This is a genomic window from Luteitalea sp. (assembly GCF_044337415.1).
Lineage (GTDB): Bacteria > Acidobacteriota > Vicinamibacteria > Vicinamibacterales > Vicinamibacteraceae > Luteitalea.
Window position 1 is genome coordinate 19,892 of the sequence record NZ_JBIINP010000032.1, and the last position, 16,036, is coordinate 35,927.

General features: G+C 69.6%; 16 protein-coding genes. 2 read left to right on the forward strand and 14 right to left on the reverse strand.

The genetic code is table 11. The features are described 5' to 3' along the window. On the forward strand, window positions 1-1,302 hold the full coding sequence (locus ACIRDX_RS07950; RefSeq protein ID WP_396624876.1) for a ribonuclease H-like domain-containing protein: 1,302 nt from the start codon (window positions 1-3) through the stop codon (window positions 1,300-1,302). Window positions 1,303-1,461: 159 nt separating this feature from the next. On the opposite strand, the gene rpmE is transcribed toward ACIRDX_RS07950, so the two are convergent. Next, entirely contained in the window at window positions 1,462-1,713 is a 252-nt protein-coding gene (rpmE, locus tag ACIRDX_RS07955; RefSeq protein ID WP_396624877.1) for a 50S ribosomal protein L31, read from the reverse strand. A gap of 315 nt (window positions 1,714-2,028) precedes the next feature. On the opposite strand from rpmE, the gene ACIRDX_RS07960 reads away from it, so the two are divergent. Then, on the forward strand, window positions 2,029-2,487 hold the full coding sequence (locus ACIRDX_RS07960) for a PEP-CTERM sorting domain-containing protein (protein ID WP_396624878.1): 459 nt from the start codon (window positions 2,029-2,031) through the stop codon (window positions 2,485-2,487). A 137-nt stretch (window positions 2,488-2,624) separates the two neighbouring features. Here ACIRDX_RS07960 and ACIRDX_RS07965 read toward each other — a convergent pair whose 3' ends face one another. The 13 genes from ACIRDX_RS07965 to tig all read right to left on the reverse strand — a co-directional run bounded on the left by ACIRDX_RS07965 (window position 2,625) and on the right by tig (window position 15,614). Then, window positions 2,625-3,590: an aldo/keto reductase gene (locus tag ACIRDX_RS07965; protein WP_396624879.1), complete on the reverse strand. Its 966-nt coding sequence runs from the start codon at window positions 3,588-3,590 to the stop codon at window positions 2,625-2,627. Window positions 3,591-3,764: 174 nt separating this feature from the next. Further along, a complete protein-coding gene (locus ACIRDX_RS07970) occupies window positions 3,765-4,304 on the reverse strand; it encodes a response regulator transcription factor (protein ID WP_396624880.1) in 540 nt (179 codons plus the stop codon). 4 nt (window positions 4,305-4,308) lie between these two features. Next, entirely contained in the window at window positions 4,309-5,583 is a 1,275-nt protein-coding gene (locus tag ACIRDX_RS07975) for a sensor histidine kinase (RefSeq protein ID WP_396624881.1), read from the reverse strand. A gap of 12 nt (window positions 5,584-5,595) precedes the next feature. Beyond that, a complete protein-coding gene (locus tag ACIRDX_RS07980; protein ID WP_396624882.1) occupies window positions 5,596-6,153 on the reverse strand; it encodes an SCO family protein in 558 nt (185 codons plus the stop codon). After that, entirely contained in the window at window positions 6,150-6,602 is a 453-nt protein-coding gene (locus ACIRDX_RS07985) for a copper chaperone PCu(A)C (protein ID WP_396624883.1), read from the reverse strand. The genes ACIRDX_RS07980 and ACIRDX_RS07985 overlap by 4 nt, the downstream gene beginning before the upstream one ends. After that, window positions 6,599-7,060 carry a cytochrome c-type biogenesis protein CcmH gene (locus ACIRDX_RS07990; RefSeq protein ID WP_396624884.1) on the reverse strand — a complete coding sequence of 154 codons (462 nt, stop codon included), beginning with the start codon at window positions 7,058-7,060 and terminating at the stop codon, window positions 6,599-6,601. The genes ACIRDX_RS07985 and ACIRDX_RS07990 overlap by 4 nt, the downstream gene beginning before the upstream one ends. Next, window positions 7,057-7,218, reverse strand: a complete 162-nt coding sequence (locus tag ACIRDX_RS07995) for a hypothetical protein (protein WP_396624885.1) — start codon at window positions 7,216-7,218, stop codon at window positions 7,057-7,059. The genes ACIRDX_RS07990 and ACIRDX_RS07995 overlap by 4 nt, the downstream gene beginning before the upstream one ends. A 111-nt stretch (window positions 7,219-7,329) precedes the next feature. After that, window positions 7,330-8,583, reverse strand: a complete 1,254-nt coding sequence (rho, locus tag ACIRDX_RS08000; protein WP_396624891.1) for a transcription termination factor Rho — start codon at window positions 8,581-8,583, stop codon at window positions 7,330-7,332. Between the two features lie 344 nt (window positions 8,584-8,927). Then, window positions 8,928-9,554 (reverse strand): ribosome biogenesis GTP-binding protein YihA/YsxC, encoded by a 627-nt coding sequence (yihA, locus tag ACIRDX_RS08005; RefSeq protein WP_396624886.1) that lies wholly within the window; start codon window positions 9,552-9,554, stop codon window positions 8,928-8,930. A 114-nt stretch (window positions 9,555-9,668) separates the two neighbouring features. Continuing rightward, entirely contained in the window at window positions 9,669-12,056 is a 2,388-nt protein-coding gene (gene lon / locus ACIRDX_RS08010) for an endopeptidase La (protein ID WP_396624887.1), read from the reverse strand. A gap of 225 nt (window positions 12,057-12,281) precedes the next feature. Then, on the reverse strand, window positions 12,282-13,529 hold the full coding sequence (clpX, locus tag ACIRDX_RS08015; protein ID WP_396624888.1) for an ATP-dependent Clp protease ATP-binding subunit ClpX: 1,248 nt from the start codon (window positions 13,527-13,529) through the stop codon (window positions 12,282-12,284). A 66-nt stretch (window positions 13,530-13,595) separates the two neighbouring features. After that, on the reverse strand, window positions 13,596-14,186 hold the full coding sequence (clpP, locus tag ACIRDX_RS08020) for an ATP-dependent Clp endopeptidase proteolytic subunit ClpP (RefSeq protein WP_396624889.1): 591 nt from the start codon (window positions 14,184-14,186) through the stop codon (window positions 13,596-13,598). A 126-nt stretch (window positions 14,187-14,312) separates the two neighbouring features. After that, window positions 14,313-15,614: a trigger factor gene (gene tig / locus ACIRDX_RS08025; RefSeq protein WP_396624890.1), complete on the reverse strand. Its 1,302-nt coding sequence runs from the start codon at window positions 15,612-15,614 to the stop codon at window positions 14,313-14,315. Window positions 15,615-16,036 lie beyond the last annotated feature (422 nt).

Genomic DNA, 16,036 nt, shown 5'->3' on the forward strand with positions numbered 1-16,036 from the left:
ATGGCCTCCTCCTTGTCACGGTTGCGCGAGATCGCGCGTGGCAGCGCGGCGGGGCCGCCGACGCGCGAGCTCACGTACGCGCCGGTCGACGACGACGGGCTGCCCATCGATCCGCGGGTCACGCATCCTGATGGTCCCGCCGTCAGCCTCGAGGGCGCGCGTGTCGTCGAGACCGCGCACGGCCCGTCCATCATCGTCGAGCACCTCTTCGAGGCCGACCACAGCCACGGTCGCGTGCGTGTCTCGGCGTGCGGGCAGGTCGGCAACGACGAGACCCTGACGCTGCTGGCCGGCCGGCCGCTCGGCGAACGCTCGCGCCTGGTCTACTTCGACCTCGAGACCACCGGGCTCTCGGGGGGCGCGGGCATGCTCGCCTTCCTTGCGGGCGTGGGGGAGTGGACCCCCGGAGGCTTCCGGACGACGCAGTTCCTCATGCCCTCGTACGCCTCGGAACGCGCGCTGCTGCACGCGCTCAACCAGTACCTCGGCGACGATGCGGTGCTGGTGACCTACAACGGGCGCACGTTCGACGTGCCCGTGATGGAACTGCGCGGGGAGATGCAGCGCGTGCCGCAGGTGGTCTGCGACATGCCGCACCTCGACATGCTGCACGCGGCGCGGCGGTTGTGGCGCCAGTCGGAGGAGGGGGAGCGCTCGTGCCGTCTCACGCACCTCGAGGAGTCGGTGCTCGGGGTGGGGCGCGTGGGTGACGTCGGCGGTTTCGAGATTCCGGCGCGGTACTTCCAGTTCGTGCGCGGCGGGTCGGCAGACCTGCTGGCGCCGGTGCTGCTCCACAATCGCCTCGACCTGCTCTCGCTGGCGGCGCTCACCGCGCACGCGCAGCAACTCGTGCGTGACGGGCGCGACACCCCGCCGGCCGGGGCCACGGCGCTTGGCCTGGCGGCGCTGTACGAGCGCGGCGGCTGGCTCGACGCGGCCCTGGCGTGCTACCGCGCGGCGGCCGACGACCACTGGCAGACGCGCGACCTGCGGCGGGCCTCGGCGCGAGCGCTGGCGCGCCTGCTGCGACGCCTGCGGCGCTACGAGGAGGCTGCGGAGGCGTGGCACCTGGTGCTGCGGCTCGGCGGACGTCCGCAAGTGCTGCGGGAAGCGCGCGAGGCGCTGGCCATCCACCACGAGCACCGCGGGGGGCAACTCGAGGAGGCGCGGCGGCATGCCGTCGCGGGCGTGGAAGAAGCGATTGGGCGGGGAGAGCGCGAGCAGTTCAGCCGGCGCATCGAGCGGCTGGACCGGAAACTCGCCCGGGGCGCCGTGGCGACGACCCCGTTGTGGAACGACTGACCAACGACTGACTGGCTGCCCCGCCTTCGCGGGCCTGCGGACTCCTGCTCCGCGATGCGGACAGCGTGCCTCGCCGACATCTCGGCAGAGGCTTGCCCCGCCGACATCTCGGCACGGGCTTGCCCCGCCGAAGCTCGGCGGAGGCGGGCGTGCCTCGCTTTACGCGGGCGTGCCCTTCTTGGCCTTCTCGGCGGCCTTGCGGGCAGCGACGGTCGTCGCGCCGAACTTGCGGGTGAAACGCTCCACGCGCCCCTCGGTGTCCACCAGCTTCTGACGGCCCGTGAAGAACGGGTGGCAGTTGCTGCAGATTTCGAGGTGCAGTTCCTTCTTCGTGGAGTGGGCCTTCCAGGTGGCGCCGCAGGCGCAGCGGGCGTCGACCTCGTGGTACTCCGGGTGAATTCCTGGCTTCATGGTGTGCCTCCTTGGCCAACGGCCAAACCGAGATGATACCACGAGCTCCGGCCCACCCGCGTTTCCCGCTTGTGCTGATGCCCCCGGCCGACCGATGATCGGGCTGCGCCCCGGCGCGATCCCGGCATCGAGGTCCGCCGCTCGGTCGGCTCGGCCGTGAGTGGGCAGGAATCTTGCTGGATCACCTGGGTAGCGCGACCCGATTCGGCGCCGTTTCCGCGCATTTCTGCCGGGAGTGGCCGATGGTGAGCCGTTGCGGCGATCACGGAACCGTGATTGGAGCGACGGATCCGTCAGGGAAGCCCCGGAGTGTTGATGATGCGACGCCTGTTTCTTGCCGTGGTCCTGTCCTTGGTAGTCATCCGCCCCTCGTTCGCGGACTCCATCGGCATCTACTCCCCCTCGTCCCAACCCTTCGAGGCCTTCGACTGGACGCCGCTCGATCTGGCGGCTTTCGCCGCCTACGGGGGTGACTTCGCCAACGTCAGGAAGCCCGTCGAGCACATCCGGTTCTTCGAGACATCGTTCCTCCCGACCGAGATGCGGGGGCCCGAGGACGTGCAGGCCGCCCTGCGGTTCCTGCCGCTCGGCGGGGCGCCTCCGCAGTTCCACTTCGAGGAGTTGCCGGTGGCAGGCAGGGGAGCCTCGTACGACGAACTGCCGGTGGGCCAGAGCGCGATCCCGGAACCGGCCTCGGCCATGCTCGTGGGCCTCGGCCTGCTGGGCGTGTCGTCCCGGATGCGTCGCGCGGCCCGACTGCGTCGCCGCGCCTGACACCACAAGCCACGCGTCTCGCGCGGCACTGAACCACGACGGCCAGGTCGCGGCCCCCACGGGGCGTCGCCTGGCCGTTGCCGTCTCGTCGCGCTCGACCACGCCAGCCTTCGCCTGGTGACCGCGCGCCCGCCGCCCTACGGAATCACGTGCGTGCGGTCCCAGCGGTGCGCGCGCAGCGCCGCCATCAGCCCCTCGCCGAGCCGCCTGCCGTCCGACACGGACGTGTTCTCGGCCACGTGCGCGGCCTTGCGCATCCCGGGAATGGTCGTCGACACCGCGGGATGTTCGAGGATGAAGCGCAGCGCGAGCTCGGGCAGCGTCATGCCCGCTGGCACGTCCGGCGTGAGGCGATCGACGTGGTCGAGCGTCTCGGCGAGGTTCTCCGGCGTGAAGTAGAGGCTGCGCCAGTCGGTCGACGGGAACGTCATGTCGCGCGTCATCCGGCCCGTCAGGCTGCCCTCGTCGAAGGGCACGCGCGCGAGGATCGCGACGTCGAGGCGCTGCGCGGCGGGGAAGAGTGCGTCTTCCGGGTTCTGGTCGAACAGGTTGTAGACGACCTGCACGGCGTCGACCAGGCCCGTCTCGAGCGCCTGCAGCACGTTGGCCGGCTCCCACCGGTTGACGCTGATGCCGAAGCCCTCGATCTTGCCGGCCTTCTTCAGGTCCTCGGCGGCCCGCTGCCACCCCTCGTCGGCGGCCCACGTGTCGTCCCACACGTGCAGCTGCTGCAGGTGGATCCGCTCGACCCCGAGGTTGCGCAGGCTCTTCTCCGTCATCTCGACGATGTACTCGTACGGGAAGACGTCGGCGACGGGCGTCGCCGCCGTGCCGGGCCACTTGCGGTTCTTCGGGGGCACCTTGGTGGCGACGTACAACGTGCGGTCGGCGTGTGCGCGCAGCGTCTGCGCCAGCAGTTGCTCGCTGTGGCCGTCACCGTAGGCGTAAGCGGTGTCGAACACGTTGACACCGGCGGCCACCGACTGGTCCAGCGAGGCCAGCGACTGCGCATCGTCGCTGCCGCTCCAGCCGCCCATGCCCCACATCCCGTAGCCGATTTCCGAGACCTGCCACCCGAGCCGTCCGAAGCGCCGTGTTCGCATGGGGGGCATCGTAGCTCACGGACGCTGTCGGGGCTTGGGGCTGGGTGCTTGGGGGCTGGAACCGGAACAGGCGCTCAATCGGCCGCTGCTCGACGGGCACTCGCAGAAGATCGTCCTGACCGAAGCCGAGATCGGGGGGGCGGATCGGGGAGGTCGGCCGGCGACGTCTCGAGCTCAGCGATTGGACGGCCGCTTGGCCAGCTTGCGTTGCAGGGAACGCCGGTGCATGCCGAGCACCCGAGCGGCCTCTGATACGTTGCCGTCGCAGTCGACGAGGACCCGCTGCAGGTGTTCCCATTCGACACGGGCCAGCGACGGCGTGGCCAGGTCGATGTCGCGCGGGCGTGCCAGCAGGCCGCGCTCGAAGGCCGCGAGGATGCGGTCGGCGTCGGTCGGCTTGGTCAGGTAGTGCGCCGCACCGAGGCGCACGGCCTCGAGAGCCGTGGCGATGCTGCCGTAGCCAGTCAGCACCACGATCACGGTCGCCGGTTCGATGCGCTTGAGTGCCTTCACCACATCGAGGCCAGACGCGTCGGGGAGCCGCAGGTCGACGATGGCCATCTCCGGCGGGTCTTCACTCGCCCGCGCGATGGCCGTCGCGGCGTCAGGCGCACCCATGACGTCATAGCCGCGCGCCGACAGCGCCCTGGTCAGGACGCCCCTGAACACATCGTCGTCCTCGACGACGAGGATGGTGGGGAAGGTGCGGCCCATCGGCTCAGAACGTGGGAAGGTCGAGCGTCACGGTCGTGCCCACGCCGACCCGCGACTCCAGTTCGAGCCGCCCGCCGATCTGATCGGCGAACGCCCGGGCCAGGAAGAGCCCGAGCCCGAGGTTGCCACTGCCTGGCTTGGTCGTGAAGAACGGGTCGCCGGCGCGCGCCGCCACGTCGGCGCGCATGCCGGTGCCGGTGTCCACCACCGTGAACCTGGTGCGGCCGCCAGGGCGGGTCACTTCGAGCGCGACGCGCTGCGAGGGCGCCGAGGCATCGAATGCGTTCCGCAGGAGTGACAGCAGCACCTGTCGCAACGGCTCGGCCGGGATCGTCACTGGCACGGTCTCGACCGGCACGGTGACGTCCAGTCGGCCGGCACTCGACGGATCGAGGCGATGCCGAAGGCCTTCGACGAGGGAGTCGAGCGTCAGCGGTCCGGCCGCCCCGTCGAGTGCGAGGGCACGGCCGGTCATCTGGTCGAGGACGCGAGTGCAGCGCTCGACCTCGTCTCGCACGAGGGCCGCGTGCGTCGCCACCTCCGTCACCGCGTCGGCGGGGGCGATGCTCCCATCGGCAGTCACCCGTCCGATCTCGCCGGCGAGGATGCTGATGGTGTTCAGGGGCGTGGCCAGTTCGTGCGCCGCCCCGGCGCCGAGGGCGAGCAGCGCGGCCAGCCTGTCACTTCGCGCCGCGGCGCTGCGGGCCTCCGCCAGCGCCCGCTCCCGTTCGTCGAGGGCCTCGGACATGCGGCTCACGAAATACGCGATCAGCCCGGCGGCCGCCGCCAGTGCCACCCACATGCCCCACAGGTGCAAGCTGAGCACACGCCCGGCGACGAGCGGATCGGCGAAATCGAGTGGCCGATGCCGGACGAACGTGAGGCCGAACCCGATCGTCGACGCGAGCGCCACGGCGGCCGACCACCACAACCCCAGCGTGGCCGCCGCGATGGTGATGCTCACCAGGTACACGGTGCCGAAGGGGTTGATGGGGCCACCGGCCAGCGCAATCAGCCCGGTGATCACCCCCACGTCGAGCAGCAGGACGCCCCCGACCAGCACCCGGCGAGGCGCGCGCGCGCGGAGCTGCAGGGTGAGCGCCACGTTGGTGGCCGCCATGGCCATCATGAGCGCGAGCAGAGGCGGCCAGGGCAGGCGCACGGTCCACCAGCGACTGGCCGCCACGGCCGCCCCGAGCATCAGGGCAAGCGACACCCAGCGCAGGCGTACCAGCCATGGCAGGACGACAGACGAAGGGCGCGCGGACGAACCGGGCATGCGCTGGTGATGTCAGTCGAGAAGGTCGCGCACGGCGGCGACGACGTCGGCGACGGTCGCTTCGTACCGCAGGCGGTGTCGCGTGCGGCCCGTGGCATCGAGCACGTACATCATCGTCGAATGGGCCACGAAGTAACCGGCCTTCGACGTGGTGGCCTCGACTTCGTAGCGTACCTGATAGCGCCGCGCCACGTCGGCGATCGCGTCCGCCGTGCCGGACAGGCCGACGGCCTCGATCGGGTACATCGCCAGGTGGGCCTTCATCACGGCCGGCGTATCGCGTGCCGGGTCCACGGTCACGTAGACCACGCGGGTACGCGCGGCATCCTTGCCGAGGGCGTTGGTCACGGCGGTCAGCTTGGCGAGCGTCACCGGGCACACGTCGGGACAGGTCGTGTACCCGAAGAACAGCAGCGAGATCCGGCCCTTCAGTGCCTCGGACGAGAACGGGCGGCCTTCCTGATCGACGAGCGTGAATGTGCCCCCCTGCGGTAGCGCCGGTTCGGTGGGCGCCCGTCGACACCCACCGACCAGTACGGCCAACGCCGCCAGGATGGTTCGTCGGGTCATCGCGACGGCGTGGGTGTCCGCACCTCGGCCACGACGTCGACCGACGCGCCATCGGCGAGAAGCAGTGTGAGGCGGACCGGTGTGCCGACGCTCAGCGGGGCAGGGAGGTCGAAGAGCATCAGGTGCAAGCCGCCCGGGGCGAGCGCCACGCGGCCCTGCGCCGGCACGTCGATGCCGCGAATCTGACGCATCCGCATCATGCCGTTGTCCTGCGCCATCTCGTGGAGTTCGATCGTGCCGGCGGCGCTGCTCCGGGCGCCGACCACCCGGATCGGCGACGCGCCCTCGTTGACGATGTCGAGGAATCCGGCAGTGACGGTCCGCCCGGCCGGCGGCAGTCGAATCCAGGCGCGCTCGGCGTGCACGGTGACCGCGGGGCGATCCTGGGCCTGGCTGGGAACGGCGCAGGCCAGGCCTGCGAGGAGGGCGAGCACGGCACGTCGTGTCATGGGAGGTCGTCGAGTTCGTTGCTGAGTCGCACGAGCAGGTCCGGGTCCAGGGCCGCCGTCTCCGGGGTGTCCGGCGTCGCAACTCGCCTGCCCGCGGCCGCGCCGAGGGCGAACATGAGGAGCACGCCGAGGGCGCCCGGCATCAGCCAGGCCAGCCAGCCGGCGCCCTGCGCGCGAGGCGAGCCGTCGAGGACGTCGCCAAACCGTGCCTCGAGGTCGGCGACGATGGCGGTGGAGGGTTCACCGCGGTGGAGGCGCTCGGAGATCTCCGCGCGCACGGTCGCCGCGTCCGGCGAAGGACACGTGGAGAGCGTCATGCCGGGGCAGAACGGACTCATGAGCGCGGCGCTGAGGCGCGCGGCCTCGCGGGCCGTGTCCCGGGTTGCCCCGGTGTCTGCCCGCGGCGCGGCCCCGAAAGCCACCAGGAGCGAGGCGAGCACCAGCACGCGCGCCTTCACGGCGTGGCTCCGCTCGGGTGCGAGAGTCCCGGTGGCACCCGACACAGCGTCTCGTCGTCTCGAGCCGACGTGTTCCCGGCCGGACGGCCGCCCGCCACCAGGAGGGCCAGGCCCGTCAGGGCCAGCAGTCCGACGAGCAGGCGCCACATGTGCTCCATGGTCCCCTGCTCCTGGCGTGCGTCCCCGCGACACGTTGTCGCAGGCACGAAAAAGGCGCGCCGCGAGGCGCGCCTTTTTCACTGCCGATTGCCGACGATCGACTGCCGGCCCTACTTGCCGCCCGACATCGCTCCCAGGAACTCGGTGTTGCTCTTGGTCTTGCCCATCTTGCCGAGCAGCAGTTCCATCGCCTCGGTGGGCGAGAGCGGGTTGATCACCTTGCGCAGCACCCAGATGCGGTTGAGGTCGTCCTTCGGGATGAGGAGTTCCTCCTTGCGCGTGCCGCTCTTGGTGATGTCGATGGCGGGGAACACGCGACGATCCGCCAGCTTGCGGTCGAGGTGGATCTCCATGTTGCCGGTGCCCTTGAACTCCTCGAAGATCACCTCGTCCATGCGCGAGCCCGTGTCGATCAGCGCGGTCGCGATGATCGTCAGCGAGCCGCCCTCCTCGATGTTGCGGGCGGCGCCGAAGAAGCGCTTCGGGCGCTGCAGGGCGTTCGAGTCGACGCCGCCCGACAGCACCTTGCCCGACGGCGGCACCACGGTGTTGTAGGCGCGGGCGAGGCGCGTGATCGAGTCGAGCAGGATGACCACGTCCTTCTTGTGCTCGACGAGGCGCTTGGCCTTCTCGATCACCATCTCGGCGACCTGGACGTGACGCTGGGCCGGTTCGTCGAACGTCGAGCTGATCACCTCGCCGCGCACCGAGCGCTGCATGTCGGTGACTTCCTCGGGGCGCTCGTCGATCAGCAGGACGATCAGGTACACCTCGGGGTGGTTCGCGGTGATGCTGTTGGCGATGTTCTGCAGCAGCATCGTCTTGCCCGTGCGGGGCGGCGCGACGATGAGGCCGCGCTGGCCCTTGCCGATGGGCGTCATCAGGTCGAGCACGCGGGCCGACAGGTTGTCGGCGCCGCTCTCGAGCGTGATGCGCTCCTGCGGGTAGAGCGGCGTGAGGTTCTCGAAGAAGATCTTCTCGCGCGTCCGTTCGGGCGGCTCGAAGTTGACCGCCTCGACCTTGATCAGCGCGAAGTACCGCTCGCCTTCCTTCGGCGGGCGGATCTGGCCGCTCACGGTGTCGCCCGTGTGCAGGTCGAACTTGCGGATCTGCGACGGCGACACGTACACGTCGTCGGGACCGGCGAGGTAGTTGTAGTCGGGCGCGCGCAGGAAGCCGAAGCCGTCCGGCAGCACCTCGAGCACGCCCTCGCTGAAGAGCATGCCGCTCTTCTCGGCGCGGCCGCGCAGGATCTCGAAGATCAGGTCCTGCTTGCGCAGGCCCGTGGCGCCGGGGATGTCGAGGTCCTTGGCCACCTGCGTGAGCTGCTGCACGCTCATTTCCTTGAGCGTGGACAGGTTCACGACCTCGGCGTCGGATCGACCGGCTGCCTGCGCCTCGAGCACGTCGACGTCCTCGTCGGGCATCGGCGGGGGCTGCGGGCGATGGCGTCCGCCGCCGTGACGACGGTCGTCGCGGTTGCCGTCGCGGTCGCGGTTGCCGTCGCGGTTACCGCCGCCTCCGCCGCCTCCGCGGCCGTGGCGACGACCACCACCGCCGCCTCCGCCACCCTGATTGCGGCCACCGCCGCCGTCCTGGCGGTCGTGGGACTGGCGGGGTTGCTGCTGCTGGCGCGGCGGCGGGGCGGGGGCGTCAGGCTGCGAGGCCTGGGGCGGCGGGGTGGGGGCGGCCGGGGCGGGCGAGGCCGCTACGGCGTCAGCAGGCGGACGATTCTGGTCCACAGGTTTTCCAGTCCTTCGCCGGTGAGCGCCGACACTGGCGTCACCGGGGCGTTCAGCGATGTTTCCCATGCGTGTACGTTGCGCACCCGCTCGGTGCGCGACAGCTTGTCGATCTTGGCGGCCACCACGGCGGTCGCCAGGTCCTGCGTGGAGAGCCACGCCCAGGCCCCGAGGTCCTGGGCCAGCCCCGGATGGCGCGCATCCACGATGAGCAGCGCCCCTGTCGGGCCGTGACCCCCGCCGTCGGTCGGCATGCCGGCGGCGTGCGGGGGGCGTCCGAAGTACATCGCGGTGAGGCCGGCGAACTGCTCGGCCGACGTCTCACCGCCTCGCGCGTACCCGTAGCCCGGCAAGTCGACCAGGTACAGGCGGCGCAGGTCGCGGTGGCCGTACTCCACCGCATACACGTTCAACTCCCGCGTCTTGCCGGCCGCGGCGCTCGTGCGGGCCACGCGCGTGCCGGTGATCGCGTTGATCAGCGTCGACTTGCCCACGTTCGAGCGGCCCACGAGGGCCAGCTGCGGCACGGGGTCGCGCGGCAGGTCGGCGGCGCGCATGGCGCTGCGCACGAACTGGACCGGCAGGGCTTTCAAGGTGAGACGACCACAGGCGTGTGAGGGAGGGGGGAACGACCGGCCTGCCGTCCGCGGGGCGCGGACACCGGCGTCGCGGGGCAGCGTCGCAACGCCGCCCCGCGCGTCCTCCGATCAGTGCGTGATGGCGTCGTCACTCACCGCAGGCTCGACGGCCGCCTCGGTGGTCGCCGGGATCGCCGTCGGCAGCGGTCCCTCCAGCGCGGTCTTCAACACCTCGTCCATCGACTCGACCATGTAGACGTCGAGCGTGTCGAGGACGTTCTTCGGGATGTCGGCCAGGTCCTTTTCGTTGTCCTTCGGGAGGATGATCGTCTTCACCCCGGCGCGATGCGCCGCGAGCAGCTTCTCCTTCACGCCGCCGATCGGCAGCACCTTCCCGCGCAGCGTGATCTCGCCGGTCATCGCCACGTCCTTGCGGGCCGCGACGCGCGACAGCGCCGAAATCATCGCCGTGGCCATGGTGATGCCCGCCGACGGGCCGTCCTTCGGGATCGCCCCTTCCGGCACGTGCACGTGCACGTCCATGGTCTTCCAGAAGTCGGTCGGCAGCCCGTACTCGTTGACGCGCGAGCGCACGAAGCTCATCGCGGCCTGCGCCGACTCCTGCATCACGTCGCCGAGCTTGCCGGTGAGCGTGAGCTTGCCCTTGCCGGGCATCAGCGTCGCCTCGGTGACGAGGATCTCGCCGCCGACCTCGGTCCAGGCCAGCCCGGTGGCCACGCCGATCTCGTTGACCTCCTCGGCCATCGTGGCGCGGTACCGCGGCACGCCGAGGTGGTGCGTGATGCGCTCGTCGGTGATCTCCTCCGAGTACTCGGCCCCGTCGACGACGACGCGGCGGGCGACCTTGCGGCACACCGACGAGATCTCGCGCTCGAGGTTGCGGACGCCGGCCTCGCGCGTGTAGCGCTGGATGATGGCCCGCAGGGCGTCCTCGGTGAAGGTGATGTTCTTCTCGCTGAGGCCCGCGTTCTCCACGGCCTTCGGGGCCAGGAAGCGTCGCGCGATCTCCACCTTCTCCTGCTCGGTGTAGCCGGCCAGCTGCAGCACTTCCATGCGGTCGCGGAGCGCCTGCGGGATGGTGTGCAGCACGTTGGCCGTGCAGATGAACATCACGTTCGAGAGGTCGTACTCGACGTCGAGATAGTGGTCGAGGAAGGCGTTGTTCTGCTCCGGGTCGAGGACCTCGAGGAGCGCCGCGGACGGATCGCCGCGGAAGTCCATCGACATCTTGTCGACCTCGTCGAGCAGGAAGACCGGGTTCATCGAGCCGGCCTTCTTCATCATCTGGATGACCTGGCCCGGGAACGCGCCGATGTAGGTGCGCCGATGGCCGCGAATCTCGGCCTCGTCACGCACGCCGCCGAGCGACAGCCGCACGAACTTGCGGTTGGTCGCCTTGGCAATCGACTTGGCGAGCGAGGTCTTGCCGACGCCCGGAGGGCCTGCGAAGGTCAGGATCGTGCTCTTGGGCTTCTTGACCAGGGTGCGCACCGCGAGGAACTCGAGGATGCGGTCCTTGATCTTCTCGAGCCCGTGGTGGTCCTGGTTGAGGATCTCCTCGGCCCGCTTGAGGTCGCGGCTCTCCTTGGTCTTCTTGTGCCAGGGCACCGCGATGAGCCAGTCGAGGTAGTTGCGCGAGACGGTGGCCTCGGCCGACATCGGCGGCATGGCCTCGAGGCGGCGAAGCTCCTGCATCGCCTTCTCCTCGACGTCCTTCGGCATCCGGGCGTCCTCGATCTTCTTCTTGAGGTCCTCGACCTCGTTGCCCTTGTCTTCCTTGCGGCCCAGTTCCTTCTGGATCGCCTTCATCTTCTCGTTGAGGTAGTACTCCTTCTGCGCCTTCTCCATCTGCTTCTTCACGCGAGACTGGATGCGGCGGTCCACCTGGAGCTTGTCCACCTCGACCTCGAGCACCGACGCGATGCGGTTCAGGCGCTCGAGCGGCGACACGATCTCCAGGAGGTTCTGCTTCTCCTCGATGCCCACCAGCATGTGGGCCGCGATGGTGTCGGCCAGCCGCGCCGGGTCGTCGACCCGCACGGCGGCAATCATGGCGTCGTAGTGCAGGTTGTTCGAGAGCTTCACGTACTGCTCGAACAGCGACACCACGCGCGTCATCGTCGCTTCCACCTCGCCGGCGGTCTCGCGCTGCCGCGCCACCACCTTGACCACGACGCGGAAGAAGCCCTTGTCTTCCTTCCACTCCACCGCCCGGCCGCGGTCCACGCCCTCGACCAGCACCTTGATGTTGCCGTCAGGCAGCTTCAGGCTCTGGACGATGTTGGCCACGCAGCCCATCGTGTAGATGTCGGCCGGCTGCGGGTCGTCGGTCGCCGCGTCGTGCTGGGCCGCCAGGAAGATGCGCTTGTCCTTGCCGAGCGCATGCTCGAGGGCCCGGATCGACGACGGTCGTCCGATGACGAACGGCATCATCATGTGCGGGAACACGACGACATCGCGCAGCGGGACGATCGGGAGGGTTTCGAAGACTTCCATGAATCAGTTGTCGGGAATGCGCGGTGACTTGTCAAGGCGGCGGGGGCGTCTTCCTCCGCCATACGGGCAGGTCCGTCGGGCTGCCGGCGCGCCGCGAGGCGCTTCCGGACCCGGCCCTGCCAGGATGGGCGTGCGACCCGGACCCGGCCGGGCGCCCTGCCGGATCCCCGGCAGGCGGGCCCCACGGCGCCCCCGTACCGGAGCCGCCGCGGGCAAACGGGACGGTTACCCGGCCTTCTCCATCACCGTGATCGGCTTCTCCTTCGACTCGACGACGTCGCGCGTGATGACGCACTCGCGGATCTTCTTCTGACCCGGCACCGTGTACATCACGTCGAGCATCAGCTCCTCGATGATCATCCGCAGCCCGCGCGCGCCGATCTTGCGCGTCAGGGCCAGCTCGGCAATCGCCTCGAGCGCGTCGTCGGTGAAGCGCAGCTTCACGTTCTCGTACTCGAGCAGCTTCACGTACTGCTTGGTGATGGCGTTGCGTGGCGTGGTGAGGATCTGCACCAGGGCCGGGCGGTCCAGCTCGTGCAGCGTCGCCACCACCGGCAGGCGCCCGACGAACTCCGGAATCAGCCCGTAGCGGATCAGGTCCTGCGGCTCGATCTTCTCGAGCGTCGTGCCCACGTCCTTGGGGTCGAACTGCGACTTCTCGGCCTTGAAGCCGAGGGTCTTCTTGCCGACACGCCGCTCGATGACCTTCTCCAGGCCGACGAACGCGCCGCCCGCGATGAACAGGATGTTGGTCGTGTCGACCTGGAAGAATTCCTGGTGCGGGTGCTTGCGGCCGCCCTGCGGCGGCACGTTGGCGACCGTGCCCTCGAGGATCTTCAGCAAGGCCTGCTGCACGCCCTCGCCGCTCACGTCACGCGTGATCGACGGGTTCTCGTCCTTGCGGCAGATCTTGTCGACCTCGTCGATGTAGATGATCCCCTGCTGCGCCTTCTCGATGTCGCCACCGGCGGCCTGCAACAGCTTCAGGATGATGTTCTCGACGTCCTCGCCGACGTAGCCGGCCTCGGTCAGCGTCGTTGCGTCGACGATCGTGAAGGGCACCGACAGCAACCGCGCCAGCGTCTGCGCCAGCAGCGTCTTGCCCGTGCCCGTCGGCCCGATCAGCAGGATGTTGGATTTCTGCAGCTCGACGTCGTTGCGACCCTTCGACTGCTTGGAAATCTCGATCCGCTTGTAGTGGTTGTAGACCGCGACCGCCAGCCGCTTCTTCGTCTGCTCCTGGCCGATGACGTACTCGTCCAGGAACTTCTTGATTTCCTGCGGCGTGGGCAGCGACGAGCGCGTGCCCTTGGCCTCGAAGCGATTGTCGTCCGCGATGATGTCGTTGCAGACCTCGACGCACTCGTCGCAGATGAAGACGGTCGGGCCGGCAATCAGCTTCCGGACGTCGTTCTGGTCCTTGTTGCAGAACGAGCACCGGAGTACTTCGTTCTCGCCGTTCTTCTTCACCATGGGAGTCGGACCCGTCTGCGTCACCGGCACCGGGACGACCGCGCGCGAGCGGACGTCGTCGGGCGGTCAGCTGCGCTTGCGGAGGACATCGTCGATGATACCGTACTCGCGCGCCTGCTCGGCCGACATGATGTAGTCGCGCTCGGTATCGGCCTGCAGCCGCTCGAGGGGCTGGCCCGAGTGCTCGGCCAGGATCTCGTTCAGCCGGTGCCGCATCCGCAGGATTTCCTTCGCGTGGATGTCGATGTCGGTGGCCTGCCCCCCGACCCCGCCCTGCACCCAGGGCTGGTGGATCAGGATGCGCGAGTTGGGCAGCGCGTACCGCTTGCCCTTGGTCCCGCCTGCCAGCAACACCGCACCGAACGAGGCGCACTGCCCCAGGCAGTACGTCGAGACGTCCGGTCGGATGTACTGCATCGTGTCGTAGATCGCCAGGCCCGCGGTGATCGAGCCGCCGGGGCTGTTGATGTACAGCAGGATGTCGCGTTCCGGGTCCTCGGCCTCGAGGAACAGCATCTGCGCGATCACCAGGCTCGCCACCGTGTCGTCGATGGGCGTGCCGATGAAGATGATGCTGTCCTTCAGCAGGCGCGAGAAGATGTCGTACGCGCGCTCCCCGCGGTTGGTCTGCTCGACCACCATCGGGACCAGCTGCATGCGCGGATCATTCATGGGATGCATCGGCCTCGGGGCCCCCGGACCTGGCCCGGGGGCGGTTGCCACCGCCCGGCACGGCCGGGCAGTCACGTCGTCAATCGCTCAGGGAGACGGACACGCGGGCGCTCACGCCCCCGCGATGGTCGCACGCGACAGCGCGTGCGACACGGCCTTCTCCCGCAGCAGCCCCGTCCGGATCTGATCCAGCTGGTCCTGCTGCGCCAACTGCGCCTTCACTTCGGCCAGCGCGCGACCGGCGCGGGCCGCATATCCGGTGATATCGGCATCGAGCTCCTCTTCCGATACCTCGAGACCTTCGCGCTCGGCCAGCTTGTCCAGCACGAGCACGCTGCGCACCGTCGCCACGGCCGGTTCCTGCTGCTGGGTGCGGAATTCGTCCCAGTTGATCGCCGCCTGCCGCGGGTCCACGCCCTGGTCCATCAACCGGCGCGCGAACTCCTCGACCCGGCGGTCCACCTCGCGGGCGACCATGCCCTCGGGGACCTCCCCGGTCATCCGCGCCGCCAGCTGCTCGAGCAGCTGCTGCCGCATCCGCCGGGTCCGCTCCCGATCAGCATCCTGCTCCAGATCCTGCCGGACGCGCCCCCGCAGATCGGCCAGGGTCTGGAATTCGCCCAGATCCTTGGCGAACTCGTCGTCGAGGGTGGGCAGCACCCGCCGCCGCAGGCCGGTGACGTCCACGTCGTACTCGACGCGGGCGCCCGCCATCTCCTCGACCTCGTAGTCAGACGGGAAGGTGACTTCGAAGGTCTTCTTCTGGCCCGCCGTGACCCCGACCAGGGCGTCGTCGAAGCCCGGCGGGTTGGCCGCGGCCCCAATCTCGGCCGACACGTTCTCGTGGCGTTCCGGCTCCTCGGGCCCGATCTCGGCGCCCTGGGGGCCCGTCAGGCGCCGACGGGCCAGGTGCATCACCACCGTGTCGCCCTGTTCGGCAGTCCGATCCTCGACCGGCTCCATGCGGGCAAGCCGGTCGCGCAGCCGCGAGAGCGCCTGGTCCACGTCGTCTTCGCTCACCGGCATCTCGGGGCGCTGGACCGTCAGGGTGGACAAATCGCCCGGATCCACGTGCGGCGCGGTCTCGATCGCCGCGGTGAAGGTCAGCGGCTTGCCTTCCTCGATCTGGAGGTCGCGCACCTTGGGCGTGTCCACCGGCTGCACGCCCTTGTCGCGCAGGGCGTCGCCCACCACGCGCGGCACCAGGTCGTGCGCCACGTCGTGGAGGATCTCCTCCTTGAACCGCTTCCGCACCACCTGAATCGGCGCCTTGCCCGGCCGGAAGCCCGGCAGGCGCGCGGCCCTGGCGTACCGCTGCGTGATGCGGGCGATCTCGCCCTCCACCACTTCCTGCGGGACTTCCACGGTCAAGGTCTTCTTGGTTTCGCTGACGTCGGTGAGTTCGACCTTCATTGGGGGCTCAGGTATCGGGAATCGGGAATCGGGAAACGGAGTCGGGTACCGGGTTCCGGGTGCCGGGTACCGAATCGGGTTGCAGGCGCGGCCTGCTGTCAGACGTCGCGCGCAGCGCCGCCGGACTTGCCCAGACGTCGCACACGTTGCGCCGACGGGCTTGCCCAGACGTCGCTCGCACTGTGCCGCCGGACTTGCCCAGACGTCGCTCGCACTGTGCCGCCGGACTTGCCCAGACGTCGCTCGCACTGTGCCGCCGGACTTGCCCAGACGTCGCTCGCACTGTGCCGCCGGGCTTGCCCAGACGTCGCTCGCACTGTGCCGCCGGACTTGCCCAGACGTCGCTCGCACTGTGCCGCCGGGCTTGCCCAGACGTAGCTCGCAAAGCGAGCGAAGTCTGGTGCGAAAGGCGGGACTCGAAC

What these genes read in the sequence shown, in the direction of transcription:
- ACIRDX_RS07950 (WP_396624876.1), top strand. Translation starts at nt 1, where the DNA reads ATGGCCTCCTCCTTGTCACGGTTGCGCGAGATCGCGCGTGGCAGCGCG.
- rpmE (WP_396624877.1), bottom strand. Translation starts at nt 1,713, where the DNA reads ATGAAGCCAGGAATTCACCCGGAGTACCACGAGGTCGACGCCCGCTGC.
- ACIRDX_RS07960 (WP_396624878.1), top strand. Translation starts at nt 2,029, where the DNA reads ATGATGCGACGCCTGTTTCTTGCCGTGGTCCTGTCCTTGGTAGTCATC.
- ACIRDX_RS07965 (WP_396624879.1), bottom strand. Translation starts at nt 3,590, where the DNA reads ATGCGAACACGGCGCTTCGGACGGCTCGGGTGGCAGGTCTCGGAAATC.
- ACIRDX_RS07970 (WP_396624880.1), bottom strand. Translation starts at nt 4,304, where the DNA reads ATGGGCCGCACCTTCCCCACCATCCTCGTCGTCGAGGACGACGATGTG.
- ACIRDX_RS07975 (WP_396624881.1), bottom strand. Translation starts at nt 5,583, where the DNA reads ATGCCCGGTTCGTCCGCGCGCCCTTCGTCTGTCGTCCTGCCATGGCTG.
- ACIRDX_RS07980 (WP_396624882.1), bottom strand. Translation starts at nt 6,153, where the DNA reads ATGACCCGACGAACCATCCTGGCGGCGTTGGCCGTACTGGTCGGTGGG.
- ACIRDX_RS07985 (WP_396624883.1), bottom strand. Translation starts at nt 6,602, where the DNA reads ATGACACGACGTGCCGTGCTCGCCCTCCTCGCAGGCCTGGCCTGCGCC.
- ACIRDX_RS07995 (WP_396624885.1), bottom strand. Translation starts at nt 7,218, where the DNA reads ATGGAGCACATGTGGCGCCTGCTCGTCGGACTGCTGGCCCTGACGGGC.
- lon (WP_396624887.1), bottom strand. Translation starts at nt 12,056, where the DNA reads ATGGAAGTCTTCGAAACCCTCCCGATCGTCCCGCTGCGCGATGTCGTC.
- clpX (WP_396624888.1), bottom strand. Translation starts at nt 13,529, where the DNA reads ATGGTGAAGAAGAACGGCGAGAACGAAGTACTCCGGTGCTCGTTCTGC.
- clpP (WP_396624889.1), bottom strand. Translation starts at nt 14,186, where the DNA reads ATGCAGCTGGTCCCGATGGTGGTCGAGCAGACCAACCGCGGGGAGCGC.
- tig (WP_396624890.1), bottom strand. Translation starts at nt 15,614, where the DNA reads ATGAAGGTCGAACTCACCGACGTCAGCGAAACCAAGAAGACCTTGACC.